The sequence below is a fragment of the Clostridium sp. AF32-12BH genome, from assembly GCF_003477935.1.
Lineage (GTDB): Bacteria > Bacillota > Clostridia > Lachnospirales > Lachnospiraceae > Brotaphodocola.
Genome location: NZ_QUEH01000004.1, coordinates 265,109 through 280,988, shown reverse-complemented (window position 1 = coordinate 280,988; position 15,880 = coordinate 265,109). Strand labels below are relative to the sequence as shown.

16 protein-coding genes and 1 pseudogene are annotated in these 15,880 nt (G+C 48.3%); 4 read left to right on the top strand and 13 right to left on the bottom strand.

The genetic code is table 11. The features are described from left to right. Positions 1 to 59: 59 nt before the first annotated feature. From tnpA to DWZ40_RS05925, 7 genes are all read right to left on the bottom strand, one after another. Complete coding sequence (tnpA, locus tag DWZ40_RS05955; RefSeq protein ID WP_118541671.1) at positions 60 to 476, bottom strand: IS200/IS605 family transposase; 417 nt, start codon at positions 474 to 476, stop codon at positions 60 to 62. A gap of 111 nt (positions 477 to 587) precedes the next feature. Continuing rightward, positions 588 to 761 carry a hypothetical protein gene (locus tag DWZ40_RS05950; protein WP_243035227.1) on the bottom strand — a complete coding sequence of 58 codons (174 nt, stop codon included), beginning with the start codon at positions 759 to 761 and terminating at the stop codon, positions 588 to 590. Between the two features lie 170 nt (positions 762 to 931). Beyond that, positions 932 to 1,123: a hypothetical protein gene (locus DWZ40_RS05945; protein ID WP_147354139.1), complete on the bottom strand. Its 192-nt coding sequence runs from the start codon at positions 1,121 to 1,123 to the stop codon at positions 932 to 934. A 3-nt stretch (positions 1,124 to 1,126) separates the two neighbouring features. Continuing rightward, positions 1,127 to 1,831, bottom strand: coding sequence for an MgtC/SapB family protein (locus tag DWZ40_RS05940; RefSeq protein ID WP_118541665.1), 705 nt, complete (start codon positions 1,829 to 1,831; stop codon positions 1,127 to 1,129). Beyond that, on the bottom strand, positions 1,828 to 3,342 hold the full coding sequence (locus tag DWZ40_RS05935) for a tripartite tricarboxylate transporter permease (protein ID WP_118541664.1): 1,515 nt from the start codon (positions 3,340 to 3,342) through the stop codon (positions 1,828 to 1,830). The genes DWZ40_RS05940 and DWZ40_RS05935 overlap by 4 nt, the downstream gene beginning before the upstream one ends. Before the next feature lie 16 nt (positions 3,343 to 3,358). Further along, entirely contained in the window at positions 3,359 to 3,802 is a 444-nt protein-coding gene (locus tag DWZ40_RS05930) for a tripartite tricarboxylate transporter TctB family protein (RefSeq protein WP_118541662.1), read from the bottom strand. A 184-nt stretch (positions 3,803 to 3,986) separates the two neighbouring features. Next, complete coding sequence (locus tag DWZ40_RS05925) at positions 3,987 to 5,048, bottom strand: tripartite tricarboxylate transporter substrate binding protein (protein ID WP_118541660.1); 1,062 nt, start codon at positions 5,046 to 5,048, stop codon at positions 3,987 to 3,989. 195 nt (positions 5,049 to 5,243) lie between these two features. Here DWZ40_RS05925 and DWZ40_RS05920 point away from each other — a divergent pair, with 195 nt between their 5' ends. Next, entirely contained in the window at positions 5,244 to 7,454 is a 2,211-nt protein-coding gene (locus tag DWZ40_RS05920; protein WP_118541658.1) for a helix-turn-helix transcriptional regulator, read from the top strand. A gap of 80 nt (positions 7,455 to 7,534) precedes the next feature. On the opposite strand, the gene fucO is transcribed toward DWZ40_RS05920, so the two are convergent. Then, positions 7,535 to 8,683: a lactaldehyde reductase gene (gene fucO, locus DWZ40_RS05915; protein ID WP_118541656.1), complete on the bottom strand. Its 1,149-nt coding sequence runs from the start codon at positions 8,681 to 8,683 to the stop codon at positions 7,535 to 7,537. A gap of 221 nt (positions 8,684 to 8,904) precedes the next feature. Further along, positions 8,905 to 9,618: a TetR/AcrR family transcriptional regulator C-terminal domain-containing protein gene (locus tag DWZ40_RS05910; RefSeq protein ID WP_347560053.1), complete on the bottom strand. Its 714-nt coding sequence runs from the start codon at positions 9,616 to 9,618 to the stop codon at positions 8,905 to 8,907. Between the two features lie 299 nt (positions 9,619 to 9,917). Here DWZ40_RS05910 and DWZ40_RS05905 point away from each other — a divergent pair. Both DWZ40_RS05905 and DWZ40_RS05900 read left to right on the top strand, forming a co-directional pair. Continuing rightward, a pseudogene (locus DWZ40_RS05905) lies at positions 9,918 to 10,145 on the top strand (cation:dicarboxylase symporter family transporter); the annotation flags it as partial. 15 nt (positions 10,146 to 10,160) lie between these two features. Continuing rightward, positions 10,161 to 11,366 carry a class I SAM-dependent rRNA methyltransferase gene (locus DWZ40_RS05900; RefSeq protein ID WP_118541654.1) on the top strand — a complete coding sequence of 402 codons (1,206 nt, stop codon included), beginning with the start codon at positions 10,161 to 10,163 and terminating at the stop codon, positions 11,364 to 11,366. Positions 11,367 to 11,433: 67 nt separating this feature from the next. Here the strand turns inward: DWZ40_RS05900 and DWZ40_RS05895 are convergent, their stop codons facing one another. Then, a complete protein-coding gene (locus DWZ40_RS05895) occupies positions 11,434 to 12,048 on the bottom strand; it encodes an MBL fold metallo-hydrolase (RefSeq protein WP_118541652.1) in 615 nt (204 codons plus the stop codon). Positions 12,049 to 12,394: 346 nt separating this feature from the next. On the opposite strand from DWZ40_RS05895, the gene DWZ40_RS05890 reads away from it, so the two are divergent. Then, a complete protein-coding gene (locus tag DWZ40_RS05890) occupies positions 12,395 to 13,423 on the top strand; it encodes a 3-deoxy-7-phosphoheptulonate synthase (protein WP_118541735.1) in 1,029 nt (342 codons plus the stop codon). Between the two features lie 85 nt (positions 13,424 to 13,508). On the opposite strand, the gene DWZ40_RS05885 is transcribed toward DWZ40_RS05890, so the two are convergent. From DWZ40_RS05885 to DWZ40_RS19980, 3 genes are all read right to left on the bottom strand, one after another. After that, positions 13,509 to 14,624: a polysaccharide deacetylase family protein gene (locus DWZ40_RS05885; protein ID WP_118541650.1), complete on the bottom strand. Its 1,116-nt coding sequence runs from the start codon at positions 14,622 to 14,624 to the stop codon at positions 13,509 to 13,511. 203 nt (positions 14,625 to 14,827) lie between these two features. Further along, a complete protein-coding gene (locus DWZ40_RS19985) occupies positions 14,828 to 15,289 on the bottom strand; it encodes a cation:dicarboxylase symporter family transporter (protein ID WP_243035225.1) in 462 nt (153 codons plus the stop codon). Beyond that, positions 15,195 to 15,863 (bottom strand): cation:dicarboxylase symporter family transporter, encoded by a 669-nt coding sequence (locus tag DWZ40_RS19980; RefSeq protein WP_243035222.1) that lies wholly within the window; start codon positions 15,861 to 15,863, stop codon positions 15,195 to 15,197. Before DWZ40_RS19980 ends, DWZ40_RS19985 begins: the two co-directional genes overlap by 95 nt. Between the last annotated feature and the right edge of the window lie 17 nt (positions 15,864 to 15,880).

Below are 15,880 nucleotides of genomic sequence, written 5' to 3'. Positions count from 1 at the left end.
CATCATTTTTGTTTCATACAATGGTTGTTTCATGTGTTAACAGCATATTTTCCCTCCTTCTAGTAAGATTTGCTCTGATGCTCGATATAGCGTCGGATATTTTCTTCCGATACCGAGCCGATTGTTTCTACATAATATGAGTGATTCCAAAGTTGACCTTTCCAAAGTTTCTGGCGAATCGCCGGATATTTTTCAAAGAGTTTTCTTCCTGTAATTCCTTTTAAATACTTTACAATATCAGTCACTGACATTTTCGGCGGTGCAGACACAAAGCAATGGATATGATCACCTACACCAACTTCAAACAGATGAACCGTAAACCCTTTATCGGATGCTATTTTCTGAACCAGTTCTTTTAGATAAGTCTCAATCTCTGCCGATAAAATCTTCCTGCGATATTTCACAGACCACACCACATGGTAGTTGATATTGTATACACAAGTTCTTGAATGTATTAATTTTTCTTTCATACACATAGTATACTATCATACAGAAGGAAACGCAAGCAAAATCGAACAAACTTTCGATTTTACTTGCGTTTCAGACGCTTTCATCTCGGCAATTGAATAACCGAGGATTCCCGCTTGTTATCCTAAAGCCTCTCCTATTTTCTGTCCCCGCTCCATGCCTATCGATAAAATGCTCATCTGCACAGCCTCCCATTCTTCTGACTGCTTTACCTCTTTTACAACTTCATCAATCTGGGTAAGGCGGTTATCCCAACACAAAATATTGGGATTATCGCTTCTTGTGTCTTTCATATATTGTAACAAACTAATCAATTCCGGAGTGCCATTTTTACTGGTCATGTTTAAGGAAATAATTCTTAAGCAAAGAGTTTTCTGACGCCATTACGGCTAATTAGAATGAATAGAATATCAGATACATCATAGAAACCTTGCTTATCTTAAGCATAGCATATTACATTTTGTTAAGCAAGAAATTCTTCTCGACCATAATTGACATAAATCGCATCCATATTTTCATCTGCCGCTTGCCGAAAGCGCAGAAATCGAATGAACCGATAACAAATAAAAACAGCTGTCCCGCACGCACTTGCGCAAGCCGGGACAGCCATTTTCTCATTTTCACCAATTTCAGGGAGCAATATCTCTCCCCCCAACCCTCACAACTCCTCCACATACCTCACAAATTCCAACGTCCGGATCTCATCCAGCAAATTCACCCGCATTCTTTTTTTCTGCATTTCTATGCTGATGACAGCGCTTGGCACTTTATCCAGGCCTTTTCCTTTTGTCAGTTCCAGCGTGTTGACCTTGACTTCCAGTTCCTGCATGCGCTGCAGGAACTGGCTGACATTTTTGCTGGAATCAAACTCGATATAGAGGTCAAAGACTTTGGCATAACGGTGGAGCAGGACATCGACCCGGGTCAGCACCTTTAATGTGAGCATCATGAAGATCAGGGTGAAGATGGCCCCCTCCGCAAAGCCGATGCCGATGGCCAGTCCCACACAGGCGCTGGTCCACAGTCCCGCTGCGGTGGTGAGACCCCGTATCTGGTTTTTTCCTGTCACCAAAATGGTTCCAACTCCCAGAAAACCGATACCGCTTATGACCTGGGCTCCAAGTCTCGCCAGGTCCAGTTTTTCCCCCGGGAATGCATACACCATGTATTCACTGGTCATCATGACCAGGGCAGAGCCCAGGCAGACCAGCACATGGGTCTTGACGCCTGCGCCGCGCCGTTTGAGTCCGCGGTCGATACCGACGGCCATGCCGCTCAGCATCGCCAGCACCAGCCGCAGAAAAATTGCCAGAGTATTCCAGCCTGATGCTGCATCCATCAGACTGCGCCAGAGGCCTGTCATTGTTCTTCCGCCTTTTCCATGGACATTTTTTCCATCCGGTTCATGAAGATCGGGGACAGAATACCGAAGATGCAAAGGACAATCAGCACCCAGCATACCGGAGTGGAGAACAGGATGGTCGGACTGCCTTTGGACAGTGCCAGGGAACGACGCAGACCTTTTTCACCGATCGGTCCAAGAATCAGGGCGAGTACGACTGCCGCATTGTTTAAGTCAAACTTGCGGAGCAGGTAACCTAATACGCCGAAGATCATCATGATGACAACGTCCAGGAAGTTTTTGTGGATCGCATAGGAGCCAACCACACAGAGTACGGATACTGCCGGAATCAGGATCGCGTCGGACAGTCTGGAAATCTGTGCGAAAATCCGGCAGCCTAACAGGCCGATGCCGAGCATTGCAAACTGGGTCAGTACAAAGCCTGCAAAGAAGGTGTAGGTCATCTTTGCGGTCTCACCCACAAACAGATCCGGTCCGGGAGTCAGCCCCTGAATGATCAGGCCACCCATCAGCACTGCCGTAACGCTCTCCCCCGGAATACCAAGGGTCAGCATCGGGATCAGGGAGCCGCCGGTTACAGCATTGTTCGCTGCCTCAGAACCCGCTACACCCTCAATGCTGCCGTGTCCAAATTCTTCTTTGTGTTTGGAGAACTGGCGGGATGTGTTGTAGCCTAAAAAGCAGGCAATGGAAGCTCCGGCGCCCGGCAGGATTCCGATCAGGTTTCCAATGATCCAGGAACGTCCCACGGTAGGTGCAATCTGTTTTATTTCTTCTTTATTTAATAACATCCGGTCTTTGAATTTCTTTGCGGTTCCACGCGCACGTATTTCTTTTTCTGCCAGAATAAGAGCCTGGCTCATGGAGAAGAGACCAATGAGGGCACAGGTCACATTGATACCTTCATATAAGGAAGACTGGCCGAACATGAAACGCTGCACACCCTCCATCGGATCCATGCCGATGGTGGAAAGAAGCAGCCCCAGTGCACCGGAGATCAGACCCTTGACCATAGACTTGGAGGAGACGCCTGCAATGATGGTCAGACCGAAAATGGAGAGCCAGAAATATTCAGGTGAACCGAATTTCATAGCTAACTGGGCCAAAATTGGCGCAAAAAAATAAAGGGAGATGCAGGAAAGCAGTCCACCGAAGAAGGAAGCGATACATGCCGTTCCAAGTGCCTTTCCTGCTTTGCCCTGCAGCGTCATCTGATATCCCTCGATGGCAGTCGCTGCAGATGCCGGTGTACCCGGTGTATGGATCAGAATCGCGGAAATAGATCCGCCAAAAATCGCGCCACAGTAGATCGCCCCCAGAATGATCAAACCGGTGGATGCTCCCATGGAGAAGGTCATCGGTAACAGTAATGCAACACCCATGGCTGCAGAAAGTCCCGGAAGACATCCGATGACGATACCAATGGTGGTTCCGGCTATGATCGCCAGAATATTGATGGGATTCAGCGCACTGATGAAACCGCCGCCCATTAAGCTTAATGTACCTAACATATGCCAGACCTCCTCTCTATGCGAACACAATTCCCATCGGCAGCTTCACGCCAAGGAACAGGGTAAATGCGCAGTATACCAAAAGCAGGATGACTGCTGTCGACAGCAGGATCTGCCATTTTTTCACTTTGAGAAATAACAGGGATACTACCATGAACAGTGCCGTGGAAATGTAAAATCCCACAAAATACATCAGAACCAGATACACCACGATCATGACCAGAATTGGAAAAAACTGTTTTGGAAGAAATCCTTTAAAATCCTCCAGACCGCTCTCAACGCCCTTCTTTTTCGCCCCAATGATCATCTGCACCACATAAAGTGTGGTCAGTCCCAGCAAAAGCACAATGATAAAAAGCGGATATGCCTGCGCTGGTTTCGGAAGCTTTAAGGTCATGGATAAAAATAACAGCGCGACTGCATACATAAATCCTACAACACCAATGTCTGTTTTTTTCATGCTCTCATTCCTTTCCGCCGAAATGTATACTCAGATTTCCTTTGTGCCTGTTTTACAGACATGCATCCATTCTTAGCGCATATGGGGACTGTTCCCATTGTTCGCAGTCCCCATATGCAAGATGAAACAGTCCGATTCCTGTCTCATGGAAAATCAGAAACAATCTGACTCATGCTGTCCAAGATTAATCGTTCCAGAGTTTGGAGGTAACATCCGTACAGAAGGTGTACTGGTCATCCAGCAGCTTCTGAGTTTCGACCGGATCCATATAAGCGGTGGTTACGCCTGCTTTTTCTGCTGCTTCCACATATTCCGGATCTTCCATAGCCTGCTTGAATGCATCTGCATAGAAGTCGATGATCTCCTGCGGAGTTCCCTTCGGTGCTACGATGGCACGGGCACTGCCATACCACTGGTCATAATAGCCGAGCTCGCCAAGTGTCGGAACATCCGGCATGGACTCCATACGCTCCGGGCTGAATACACCAAGAACTTTTACTTCCGAAGTCATGGATGCAATATCTGCCTCTTTTGCTACAGAGAAATCAACCTCGCCTTGTCTTAATGCCAGCAGCTGGTCTGCGGTACCGCCATAAGGGATGTCGGTGTATTCAAAGTCTGCACTGTTTGCAAGAAGCTGTGCGCCAATGTGGTTGGATGCCTTGTTGCCGTTGGTGGATGCCTTTAATTCACCCGGATGCTCTTTTGCATAAGCAACCAGATCATCCAGCGTATTAAACTGGCTGTTTGCTGCCACCAGAACCAGTGCCGTCTCATTTACATGGTTGCAGATCGGAACGTAGTCTTCCATTGTATAATTAGCAAGTCCGTCTACAATATTAGAACAAAGAGTCGGCAGATTTACAAACCCCAGTGTATAACCATCCGGCTTTGCGTTTGCCAGAGCAGTCCAGCCAATGGAACCGGAACCACCTTCCTGGTTATCGATGACAATGGTCTTTCCTACATATTTGGTTGCATACTGGGAAAGAACACGTGCGGTATTATCGGTACCGGAACCTGCTTTATACGCTACGATCATGGTCACATTTTCTTCCGGGGTCCAGGCAGATGCAGAACTCTCGCCAGAAACTGCTTCACTTTCTTCACTCTTTGCTTCTGCTTTGGTCTCTGCCGGTGCTGCACTTGTGCCTGCGCTTTCCTTATTACCAGATCCGCACGCTGTCATGGAACACATCATAACGGCTGCCATACACATTGCTGCTGCTTTTCTCCATTTTCTCATTTCATAACCCTCCTTAATATAAAGTTTCTTTTTTCAACTTGAATCTTAACGACAATTCAACATCTTTTATGCGTTTTGTATGTTTCTTTGTCGTTTGTTGTTGAGTTCATTGTATATTTTGTGGTAATATGTGTAAAGTACAAAATATACGGAAATTGAACTATGTACAATTTTTGAACCTGGAGGTAGTTTTTTATGGATAAAACAACAGACCGTTTCCTACCTTTTCCTGTTTCTGACAGAAAACTGACCGGAACCTTAAAGCGGCAGTTCCGCTATATCCTGGCCGGTGTTCTTACTCTGGCGCTCGCAGTATCCCTTTTATTTTCCATGACCCGCTTTTTTGAGCAGATCACCTACGATGCCATTTCCGATTCCAACCGCGACTTTGCCGTTTCCGTGAATGCCATGACGGAAACCCTGAATTCTTCCATGGTAAATTTCGAGCGGCAGCTTTTCTATTCTAATACGATTTCCACGCTGTTCCGGAAAGACGGCTTTACCGAGGCAGAAAAATCTTACATCATGAAGGACTTGAACAGTTCCCTGAATGCGGCAGATTTCACGGAAGCCATCTACGTTTACAACGGTTACACGGATACGGTTTACTCTACCGGTCCGTTCTTTGCCCGCAAGCTGGAGGATGTCAATGCAATTCCCATCCGCGATCTCCTCTCTGACCGTTCTGTAGACCAGCGCTTCCATGCAGTCTACTGCCACGAAGACGGGGACGAGGAACACAGCGACCACAATTACTATGCCTTTATCTTCTATGAGCTCTACCCGGACCGCACACCGAAGCCAAACGCACTGGTTGTCACCATTCACGATGACTGGTACCAGAACTTTCTTCTGTTAGCCAATCCTTCCTCCGACTTTATCGTTCTGGACCTTGCCGGTAACCCTCTGCTCTACGCAGATGAAGCCCTCTGCGCCTCCAGCCAGCCTTACTACAAGCAGATCCATGAAGATACCGAGAATCCGCCATCCGGCTACATTCTCGGAAAAAACCGGAATGAAATCTGTCTCTACTATGAGTCACCGGATAGCGGACATATTTATCTGCGGATCACCTCCATCCGGGAACTGGTTCCCCGTTTTTACCGGTTCCGCCAGATCACGACCCGCATCATCATCGGCTTAAGCTTTCTGTTCGGTGCTTTGCTTCTGGCACTTCTGTTTTACAGTTTTCTGCCTATGCTCCGAATGAAAGATGCCATCCGGCAGATTGACTCCTGTCTGACTGGTGAGCCAGAAACAGATTCTGCACTCAAAGCAACAGCAAATGAAGAAACACTTCCGCTAAAAAAACAGCTTGAGAATGTCGTTTCCAAATCCGAGCGCACCAGTCTGGAGCAGATTCTTTATGATATGCTGCTGGAAAAACGCCCGGCAGATGCAGACCGCCTTTTCAAGACAGCTGTCCCGCCCTATGGACTGATGCTCATTCAGGCACATCACCGCAGTGATATTTACCGTGCCGCCCTGCAGGAGCACCCGGAAATCCTGATCACAAAATCCGACAATATTTATGCCTGCATTGCCTCTTACGCTTTTCCGGATGCACAGAACGCATTCGCAAAACAGCTTGCGGATACGCTGGAATGCCGGGTATTTGTCGGCACACTCTTTTCTGATTTTCAGGAACTGACCTCTCACTTTGGCAATCTGCGGGAGCTGCACCGCCTGGCGCTGGTACTGGATGCGGCACAAACCGTTGTTATGGAAACTGAATTGGAAAAGAAGACTGCGGAAAACTCGGTTTCCACCAAAGATTTTACAGAACTGACTGCACGCTTAAAAGCCGGCAAGCTGGAATCCAGCCTCGCCAAGTGGCAGGAAATCCGGGACCGGCTTTATACCTACCGCTACGATTCGTTCCAGTATATCCTGAACCGTACGGAAGACACGATCTGCCGGATCTTAAAAGACCTGCATTCCGATCTTCTTACAGAGGAAGAACGCCTGCTGCCGGAACATGTAGAGCAGATCTCCGATTTTTCCGAGATTGACCGGACTTTCGAAAAAGCTTTTGCTGTGATCTGCGAAAATTACAGTGAGAAAAAAGCACAGAAATACTCCAATCTGGCGCAAAAGGTAAAGGAAATCGTAGAGCAGGAATACCACGATCCGGAACTGAATGCCCAGAGCATTGCCGACCGCCTGCAATTAAACAACGCCTACTTAGGGCGCATGTTCCGCAGCGCCTACGGTCACTCCATCAACGACTGCATCAACACCTGCCGCCTGGAGGAAAGCAAAACACTCCTGCGAAACAGTCAGGAATCCATAGACAGCATCGCGCGGAATGTGGGATTCTCCAATGTGAAATATTATTACGTGTTATTCAAGAAATATACCGGACAGACACCGGCTGCGCACCGGAGCGGAGAAGAAACAATATAATAACTTGATTAACTTTAATAGGGCCGTGTGAGTTGCCTTTCGGCAACTCACACGGCCCTTGTCATATACTGAAATTGCTATTACATCAGAGACTTATACAGCTCTTTGATCTCTTCTACAGAGGTGTCTCTCGGGTTGCCCGGACGGCATGCATCTGCGTATGCGGACTCGGACAGGAAGTCCAGATCCTCTTCTTTTACGATTGCCTTTAAGTCTGCCGGGATACCTACATCTGCGGACAGTTTCTTCACGGCATCGACTGCTGCCTTGCGGTACTCTTCCTGGCTCATGGAATCGACACCTTCAACGCCCATTGCCTTTGCGATGTATTTGTACTTGTCACCGGTGCACGGAGCGTTGTACTCCATGATCGTCGGCAGAAGGATTGCGTTTGCTACACCGTGCGGGGTATCATAAACAGCACCCAGGGAGTGTGCCATGGAATGAACAATACCAAGACCTACGTTAGAGAAGCCCATACCTGCTACATACTGACCAAGTGCCATGCCTTCTCTGCCCTCTGGGGTGTTTGCTACTGCGCCGCGCAGGGATTTGGAAATGATCTCGATTGCTTTTAAGTGGAACATATCGGTCATCTCCCATGCACCCTTGGTGATGTAACCCTCGATTGCGTGGGTTAATGCGTCCATACCAGTGGAAGCGGTCAGGCCCTTCGGCATGCTGGACATCATATCCGGGTCGATCACTGCAACAACCGGGATATCGTGGGTATCTACACAAACGAATTTACGTTTTTTCTCAACATCGGTGATTACGTAGTTGATGGTAACCTCTGCTGCGGTACCTGCAGTGGTCGGAACTGCGATGATCGGTACGCACGGTTTCTTGGTCGGTGCTACACCCTCAAGGCTTCTGACATCCTCGAACTCCGGGTTGTTGATGATGATACCGATTGCTTTTGCAGTATCCATAGAGGAACCACCGCCGATTGCGATCAGGTAGTCAGCGCCAGATGCCTTGAATGCTGCAACACCAGTCTGCACGTTCTCGATGGTTGGGTTCGGTTTGATGTTGGAGTAGATCTCATAAGCAAGACCAGCCTCGTCTAATACGTCGGTTACTTTCTTGGTTACGCCAAATTTGATCAGATCCGGGTCAGAACATACGAAAGCTTTTGCAAAGCCTCTGGTCTTTACCTCATTTGCGATCTCTTTGATAGCGCCTGCGCCATGATAAGAAGTTTCATTTAAAACGATTCTGTTTGCCATGATAAAATCCTCCTTGAGTCTGTGCTCATTTGATTTCTTGTTTTGCTGAATTTCTTCGTGACACTTTGCCAGCACGAAATCGTTTGGCATTTTTCCTCTCACGAACTGATATTATTTTAACAAGTATAATGAGAAAAAGAAAGTGACAAAGTATCACTTCTGTCACTTTCTTCTCATTTTTGTGGATTCCTCACAATTTATTTTGTTTAATTTGTAACATTTTATAAGAGTTCCAGTTCTGAAAAGACTTTTTCCAGCTTCGGCGGCATCGCCTCAACCAGCTTATCAGACATCCGGCGCGGGGAATCCTTCATGCCGCCAAGCACCCATTTTTCTGTCATGTATACCGAGCCGCGGCAGTACATCTCCAGTAAAAACTCAAGTTCCTCTCCCAGCGGACGGCTGGTCTTTCGAGCGATCAGATCCTTGTAAAACTGCAGGATCAGCTCAAAGTCATGCTCCTTAACCGAGTTATAGTCATCGGAGCGGAATGCCTCGGTAAAAAATGCTTTCTCATTTAAAATGAACTCAAATTTCTGGGTCAGGCTCTCGCCCACCGTATTTCCCATACCGATCTGCTCAAACGACTGCAGCACCAGCTTATCGAAATACCAGTTGATGAGGTCATACTTGTCCTTGAAATTGCGGTAGAAAGTCTGACGGGTGAGTCCGCTGCCCTCCACGATATCCTTTACAGTGATGCGGTCGACCGGCGTGGTCTTCATACATTCCTTGATGGAAGCCGCCAGCTTATATTTCGTCCGGTCGTGCTTTTGCAGAGCCGGTACCATTGCAGTTTCTGCTGATCCCGTTTTATTCGTTCTTCTTTTGCTCGCTTCCGTCATTCTCGCTTCTTCCGTTCCCGTTTCTGCTGCTCTCGTTTCCGTCATTCTCACTTCCGCCGTTCTTGTTTCTTCCGTTCTGCTTTCTTTCATATAGATACGTTTTTTCCTTCCTATATAAGAGGGGTTCTGTTGTTTTTTCATGATTATTTCTATTCTATCATGCTTTTTTTGCACCTTCAATAGCGGTTGCGCATCCGTTAAGGATATGCTAAGATAAAAGTAATGTCAACGGGGACATTGCGTGTTCAGGTGCAGTGTCTCCTTTTTTACTGCATCAGCAGCCAATCGGGCTTTCCCGCACCAATGCTTTCAATGACTTAAACGAGATTTTCATGAAATACATGGAGATGATCTTAAATGTAACCTTCTTCAAGGGAATGCTTCCGGCCATTATGTTCGCAGCTTCCATCGGAATCGCCGGTGTCCCAGGTGCCGGTATGATCATGCTGGCTATGGTACTGACCTCTGTCGGACTTCCGGTCGATGGCATCGCCCTGGTAGCCGGTGTGGACCGTATCTTCGATATGGGTCGTACCACCGTCAACATCACCGGTGACGCAGCCTGCACCATGGTTGTTTCCAACTTAGAGGCGAAGAGAGAAACAAAAAAATCATAAAGGAGCATATCTATTATGTCTGCAAATGTTATTTTAAAGAAAGGCGAAGGCCGCACCTTAAAATCCGGCGGCGCCTGGATCTACGACAACGAGATCGATAAAATCGAAGGAAATTTCGAAAACGGCGATATGGTCACCGTCTCCGACTTCGACGGCTATCCTATGGGACAGGGCTTTATCAACACCCGTTCCAAGATCACCGTCCGCATGATGACCCGCAAAAAAGATACCGTTGTAGATGACGCGTTCATCGAGATGCGTGTCCGCAATGCCTGGGAGTACCGCAAATCTACCGTAGATACCTCCAGCTGCCGCCTGATCTTCGGTGAGGCAGATTTCCTGCCTGGTATCGTCATCGACAAATTTTCCGATGTCCTTGTAGTTGAGTCTCTCGCACTGGGCATCGACCGCTGGAAACCGGTGATTCTGGATAAGCTGAAAAAGGTTCTGGCAGAAGACGGTATCTCCATCCGCGGTATTTACGAGCGCAGCGATGCAAAGGTACGTCTTCAGGAAGGCATGGAGCGCGTAAAAGGCTTTATCGGCGAGCCATTCGACACCAAAGTAGAGATCGTGGAAAACGGTGTTCGCTACATCGTCGACGTGCAGGACGGCCAGAAAACCGGCTTCTTCCTCGACCAGAAGTACAACCGCCTTGCGATCCAGAAGCTGTGCAAAGGCAAAAAGGTTCTGGACTGCTTTACCCACACTGGTTCCTTTGCCTTAAACGCAGGCATTGCCGGAGCCGCTTCCGTCCTGGGTGTCGATGCCTCTGAGTTAGGTGTCGCACAGGCCCGCGAGAATGCAGAGTTAAACGGTCTTTCCGACCGCGTCACCTTCCAGTGTGCCGATGTGTTCGATCTGCTTCCAGAATTGGAAGAAAAAGGTGAAAAATTCGATGTTGTCATTCTGGACCCGCCTGCTTTCACGAAATCCCGCAGTTCCATCAAAAACGCTGTCAAGGGTTACCGCGAGATCAACCTGCGCGGCATGAAGCTGGTGAAGGACGGTGGCTATCTTGCGACCTGCTCCTGCTCTCATTTCATGGATCCGGAACTGTTCACCAAGACCATCCGCGAAGCTGCAGGAAACGTACACAAACGCCTCCGCCAGGTCGAATACCGCACCCAGGCAGCCGACCATCCGATTCTTTGGACCGGTGGTGAGCAGGCATCCTACTATCTGAAGTTCTACATTTTCCAGGTGGTGGATGAAAAATAATCTGCAGTATCAAACAAACGCCTCAGAATTCTGTATCCAGTTTTCTGAGGCGTTTGCATGGACTCTTCTATCTTATTTTCAGCACAGCTGTCTGCTGCAGCATTTCTTCATTCAGTTCAATGGAATTTCCCGGGTATTCTACCACGCAATCGCAAAGCGCTGTGAAATCTTCCAGGGTTCCCAGCACATCATATCCAAAATTTTCACTCCGATAATGCATTGGGATCGTAACGCGCGGCTGAATCTGATCCACCAGTTTTTTTGCCTGAGCAGCATCGATGGTAAAGAAACCTCCCACCGGAATCATAACAGCATCCAGATTTTTTAACTGCTCCAACTGTTCCGGCTCCAGTTCACATCCAAGGTCTCCCAGATGCGCCACACGGTATGTTCCATCATCAAAAATACGGATACCGTTTGCGCCCCGCTTTGCGCCCTGCACTTCATCATGCCAGGTATGGATTTCCGTAATGGCAAATGGTGACGGCACGTCACTGTTTTTTAAAGTTACCACGGTTCTTGCATTATGATCGTTATGTTCATGACTGCAGAAGACCGCATCTGCAGTTTCTCTTACCGGAGCAAGTCCCGGTACATAACCATCCTCATATGGATCGAGAATTATGGTGTACCCCTGTGATTCCAGTTTAAAACAGGAATGTCCAAGCCATGTGATTTTCATATAAATCCCCCTTTTCTTTTTCACAGTGTACTTTCCCTGCACGGGAAACCTGACTGTTACATTGCAAAGTGTTTAATCCGATTATAACACAAGAAACGGTAAAGCACAGACAGAATACGAAGATCAGCGTTGTATTCTTTAGATAAAAATGTTATCATTCTGCTATGGTATCTTTTTTGAGTAACTTTTTTGGCACGCTTCTGTCAAATATATCTTGCATTTTTTATTCATGTATACTATAATCGCTTTAACGCGTCAACGTGCGAATTTATTCGTGTGATTGGAACCTGACATGCAGGAATTTTTATTTTCCTGTACCTATTATTTACAAAATGAGGAGAACATTATGGCATTCGAATTCATAAACAAGCTGCCGACCCCGGCAGAGATCAAAGAACAGTTCCCGCTTGCGGCGGATCTCGCATTACGCAAAGCCCAGCGCGACGAGGAAGTTAAAAAAATCATCAGCGGAGAAAGCGATAAATTCCTGGTTCTCATCGGACCATGCTCCGCAGATAACGAGGATGCAGTCTTAGATTACACCAGCCGCCTGATCGATGTTCAGGAAAAGACCAAAGACCGCCTGGTGATCGTACCGCGTGTCTATACGAACAAACCGCGTACCACCGGTGACGGCTACAAGGGGATGCTTCACCAGCCGGATCCGGAGAAACGTCCGAGCATGGCAGAGGGTCTTCATGCAATCCGTCATCTGCATATGCGTGTCTTAAAAGAAACCGGTTTTTCCACAGCAGATGAAATGCTCTACCCGGATAACGTCAGCTACTTAGACGATATCATGTCCTATATCGCAGTCGGCGCCCGTTCCGTAGAAAACCAGCAGCACCGTCTGGTATCCAGCGGCTGCCATGTTCCGGTCGGCATGAAAAACCCAACCAGTGGAGACTTATCCGTTATGATGAACTCCGTCCAGGCTGGTCAGCACAGCCACGAATTCATCATGCGTGACTGGGAAGTAAAAACGGACGGAAACCCGTACACCCACACCATCCTGCGCGGCGCAGTCAGCAAGCATGGTCAGTGCCTGCCGAACTACCACTACGAGGATCTTATGCTGCTCCACGAGCTGTATGCCAAACGCGATCTGGTCAATCCGGCCTGCATCGTAGATGCGAACCACTCCAACTCCAACAAGCAGTATATGGAGCAGATCCGTATTGTCAAAGAGATCCTGCACAGCCGCAGACATTCTGCTGACTTAAACAAGCTGGTAAAAGGGGTTATGATCGAAAGCTACATTGAACCGGGCAACCAGAAGATCGGCGAACACTGCTACGGAAAATCCATCACAGACCCATGTCTTGGCTGGGAAGATTCCGAGCGTCTGCTGTATGAAATCGCAGAGCAGATGTAAAATAACAATATAAGTATATGACAAGGGCCGTGTGAGTTGCCGAAAGGCAACTCACACGGCCCTATTAAAGTGAATCAAATGGTTATTAGTTGAAACTGGAATACATCTTTCCAGCCTCCAGCGTCTTTCCCTTCGCCGCTGCCATCTGGCTTACAGTCACCATCTGGAAGCCACGCTTATGAAGCTCCGGCACAATCCGCAAAACCGCATCGCCAGTCGCACCGTAGAGCTCGTGCATCAGGATGATATCTCCATCTTTCACATGATTCAGCACTGCTGCTACCGTCTTATCTGCATTTCTGGTTTTCCAGTCCAGTGTATCAATATTCCACTGGATCATCGGCATTCCGGCATTCGCCATAACCGTAGCGTTGTGGTTTCCGCCTGGGAGACGAAGCAGGGTCGGGCGGACGCCGCAGGCTGCCTGAATCGCATCATTTCCCTGGTTGACCTGTGCCTGGATCTGGGCAGCTCCCAGCTTCTGCAGATATTTGTGGTTCATGGTATGGTTTGCCACCTCGTGCCCCTCTGCCACCATACGCTGCACCTCTGTTTTATAAGAACCGACACGCTCCCCTACCATAAAGAAGGTTGCCTTGCCGCCGTACTGTGCCAGACAGTCCATAATGCGGTTGCCGACCGATGGCTGCGGACCATCATCAAAGGTCAGGGCCACCATCGGTCTGGACGGGTCTACGCTTCCTGCCTGCTGTGCTGCAGCCTGTCCGGCGTCTGTCGCCTGGGCTGCTTCCTGTGCTGCCTGCTCCTCCGGCAGAACCGGTGTCACCGGGTCACTCTTAATGCCGCCAGGTCCCTCCGGGATACCGGTTACCTCGCCAGCAGAAACCGGCGCAGAAGATGCACCATTGTCTGCTGTTGCCGGCGCTGCGATCTGGTTTTGTCCGGATACGATGGTCGGGGACTGCTGAATGCTGGTTCCATCTGACTGCGGAGCCGTTTCTGCTGCCGATGGCGCCTGACTGGATGCATTTGCCGGTGCCGGTGCAGATGACTGCCCTGCACCAGTCGGCGCTTCTCCCGCAACAACGCCGGATGACTGAACTGCCTCCTGTGCTGCCTCCTCCGGAGTCTGCACACTCTGATTTACGCCTGCAGTAACCACCGGCGCTGCATATGCAGGCTGCGCTGCAAGTAAAAAGCTGAGGGCCGCCCCCAGTGTGATCCATTTTTTGAGTTTCATTTTCCCATTCCTCCCCTATCTTCTTGTATCATAATGATTCAGCTGCATCACTGCTGTCTTATCTGAGTTCTATCTTAATCGAAATTCACTACTGAGGCAACCATTTCACCTGCTTTGTAATGAATTATTAAGACTTTGCAAAAAACAGGGCATTCCGCAATTTCACGGAATGCCCCTGGCAAAAATAGGATTTCACTATTAGATTATTTCTGCGGATGCAAAGCACCTTCACTCTTTGCTACCACAACTGCTGCCGCTGCGTCACCGACAATATTCGGAATAACACGGGCCATATTCAGAATACGATCGATTCCGGCTAACAGACCAATCGTCTCTAACGGAAGGTTTACCGCATTCAGAACGATTGTCATCATGACGAGACCGGATCCCGGGATTCCTGCTGTACCGACAGATGCCAGGACTGCAGTCACCATAACCATGATCTGCTGGGTCACAGTGAGTTCGATGCCGAATACCTGGGATGCGAAAATAACTGCAACTGCCTCGTAAATTGCCGTACCATTCATGTTCATGACTGCGCCGAAGGGAATGACGAAGTCTGCGATCTTATCATCGACACCAAGTGCCTTGGTACATTTTAAGTTCAGAGGAATGGTTGCTACACTGGAGCAGGTTGAGAATACGAACAGAATTGCTTCTTTCATGGTGCTGAAGAATAACAATGTTGGTGATTTCTTTCCATGCTTCGGTCCATGCGCGGAAGAAATCCAGTACCGGAGCCCCCTTGTCTCCCAGTTTGATGAGGGAGAATCCCAGCAGAAGAGCAAAGAAAATGATCTGCAGCAGGTTCTGCTCACTTAAGGAATTGAATGGGTTGGTCGGAATGATGTTCATCAGCGTGTCTGCAATGCTCGGGATTTCCTTTGCATCATAAGCTGCCTGCGTTTCCATGACAAATCCCGCACCGATCTGCATCACGTTGCAAAGTACCAGGCCAATGGCTACCGCTACAGCAGTACCGCCAAGGAAAATTGCCAGCGTCTTTCCGCCAATCTTACCAAGTGTCTTGAAATCTTTCACATCGGCTGCTGCACAGATCAGAAGTCCCAGAACCAGCGGCGCAACTACCATAGTCAGAAGTCTTGTCAGGATGGTTCCCAGAAATGCAAGTTTCGTTGCGGATTCGCCCAAAATGACACCTGCTGCGATTCCCAATACAAAACCAATCATGATTTTTGTAAAAAGACTTAATTTGTTCCACATCTTAATCGGATTCATCGCATTTTCTCCGCATT

Coding starts and splice junctions, on each gene's coding strand:
- DWZ40_RS19985 (WP_243035225.1), bottom strand. CDS start 15,289: ATGAAAGAAGCAATTCTGTTCGTATTCTCAACCTGCTCCAGTGTAGCA.
- fucO (WP_118541656.1), bottom strand. CDS start 8,683: ATGGCAAACAGAATCGTTTTAAATGAAACTTCTTATCATGGCGCAGGC.
- DWZ40_RS05890 (WP_118541735.1), top strand. CDS start 12,395: ATGGCATTCGAATTCATAAACAAGCTGCCGACCCCGGCAGAGATCAAA.
- DWZ40_RS05910 (WP_347560053.1), bottom strand. CDS start 9,618: ATGAAAGAAAGCAGAACGGAAGAAACAAGAACGGCGGAAGTGAGAATG.
- tnpA (WP_118541671.1), bottom strand. CDS start 476: ATGTGTATGAAAGAAAAATTAATACATTCAAGAACTTGTGTATACAAT.
- DWZ40_RS05940 (WP_118541665.1), bottom strand. CDS start 1,831: ATGACAGGCCTCTGGCGCAGTCTGATGGATGCAGCATCAGGCTGGAAT.
- DWZ40_RS05920 (WP_118541658.1), top strand. CDS start 5,244: ATGGATAAAACAACAGACCGTTTCCTACCTTTTCCTGTTTCTGACAGA.
- DWZ40_RS05925 (WP_118541660.1), bottom strand. CDS start 5,048: ATGAGAAAATGGAGAAAAGCAGCAGCAATGTGTATGGCAGCCGTTATG.
- DWZ40_RS19980 (WP_243035222.1), bottom strand. CDS start 15,863: ATGAATCCGATTAAGATGTGGAACAAATTAAGTCTTTTTACAAAAATC.
- DWZ40_RS05935 (WP_118541664.1), bottom strand. CDS start 3,342: ATGTTAGGTACATTAAGCTTAATGGGCGGCGGTTTCATCAGTGCGCTG.
- DWZ40_RS05900 (WP_118541654.1), top strand. CDS start 10,161: ATGTCTGCAAATGTTATTTTAAAGAAAGGCGAAGGCCGCACCTTAAAA.
- DWZ40_RS05885 (WP_118541650.1), bottom strand. CDS start 14,624: ATGAAACTCAAAAAATGGATCACACTGGGGGCGGCCCTCAGCTTTTTA.
- DWZ40_RS05895 (WP_118541652.1), bottom strand. CDS start 12,048: ATGAAAATCACATGGCTTGGACATTCCTGTTTTAAACTGGAATCACAG.
- DWZ40_RS05930 (WP_118541662.1), bottom strand. CDS start 3,802: ATGAAAAAAACAGACATTGGTGTTGTAGGATTTATGTATGCAGTCGCG.
- DWZ40_RS05950 (WP_243035227.1), bottom strand. CDS start 761: ATGAAAGACACAAGAAGCGATAATCCCAATATTTTGTGTTGGGATAAC.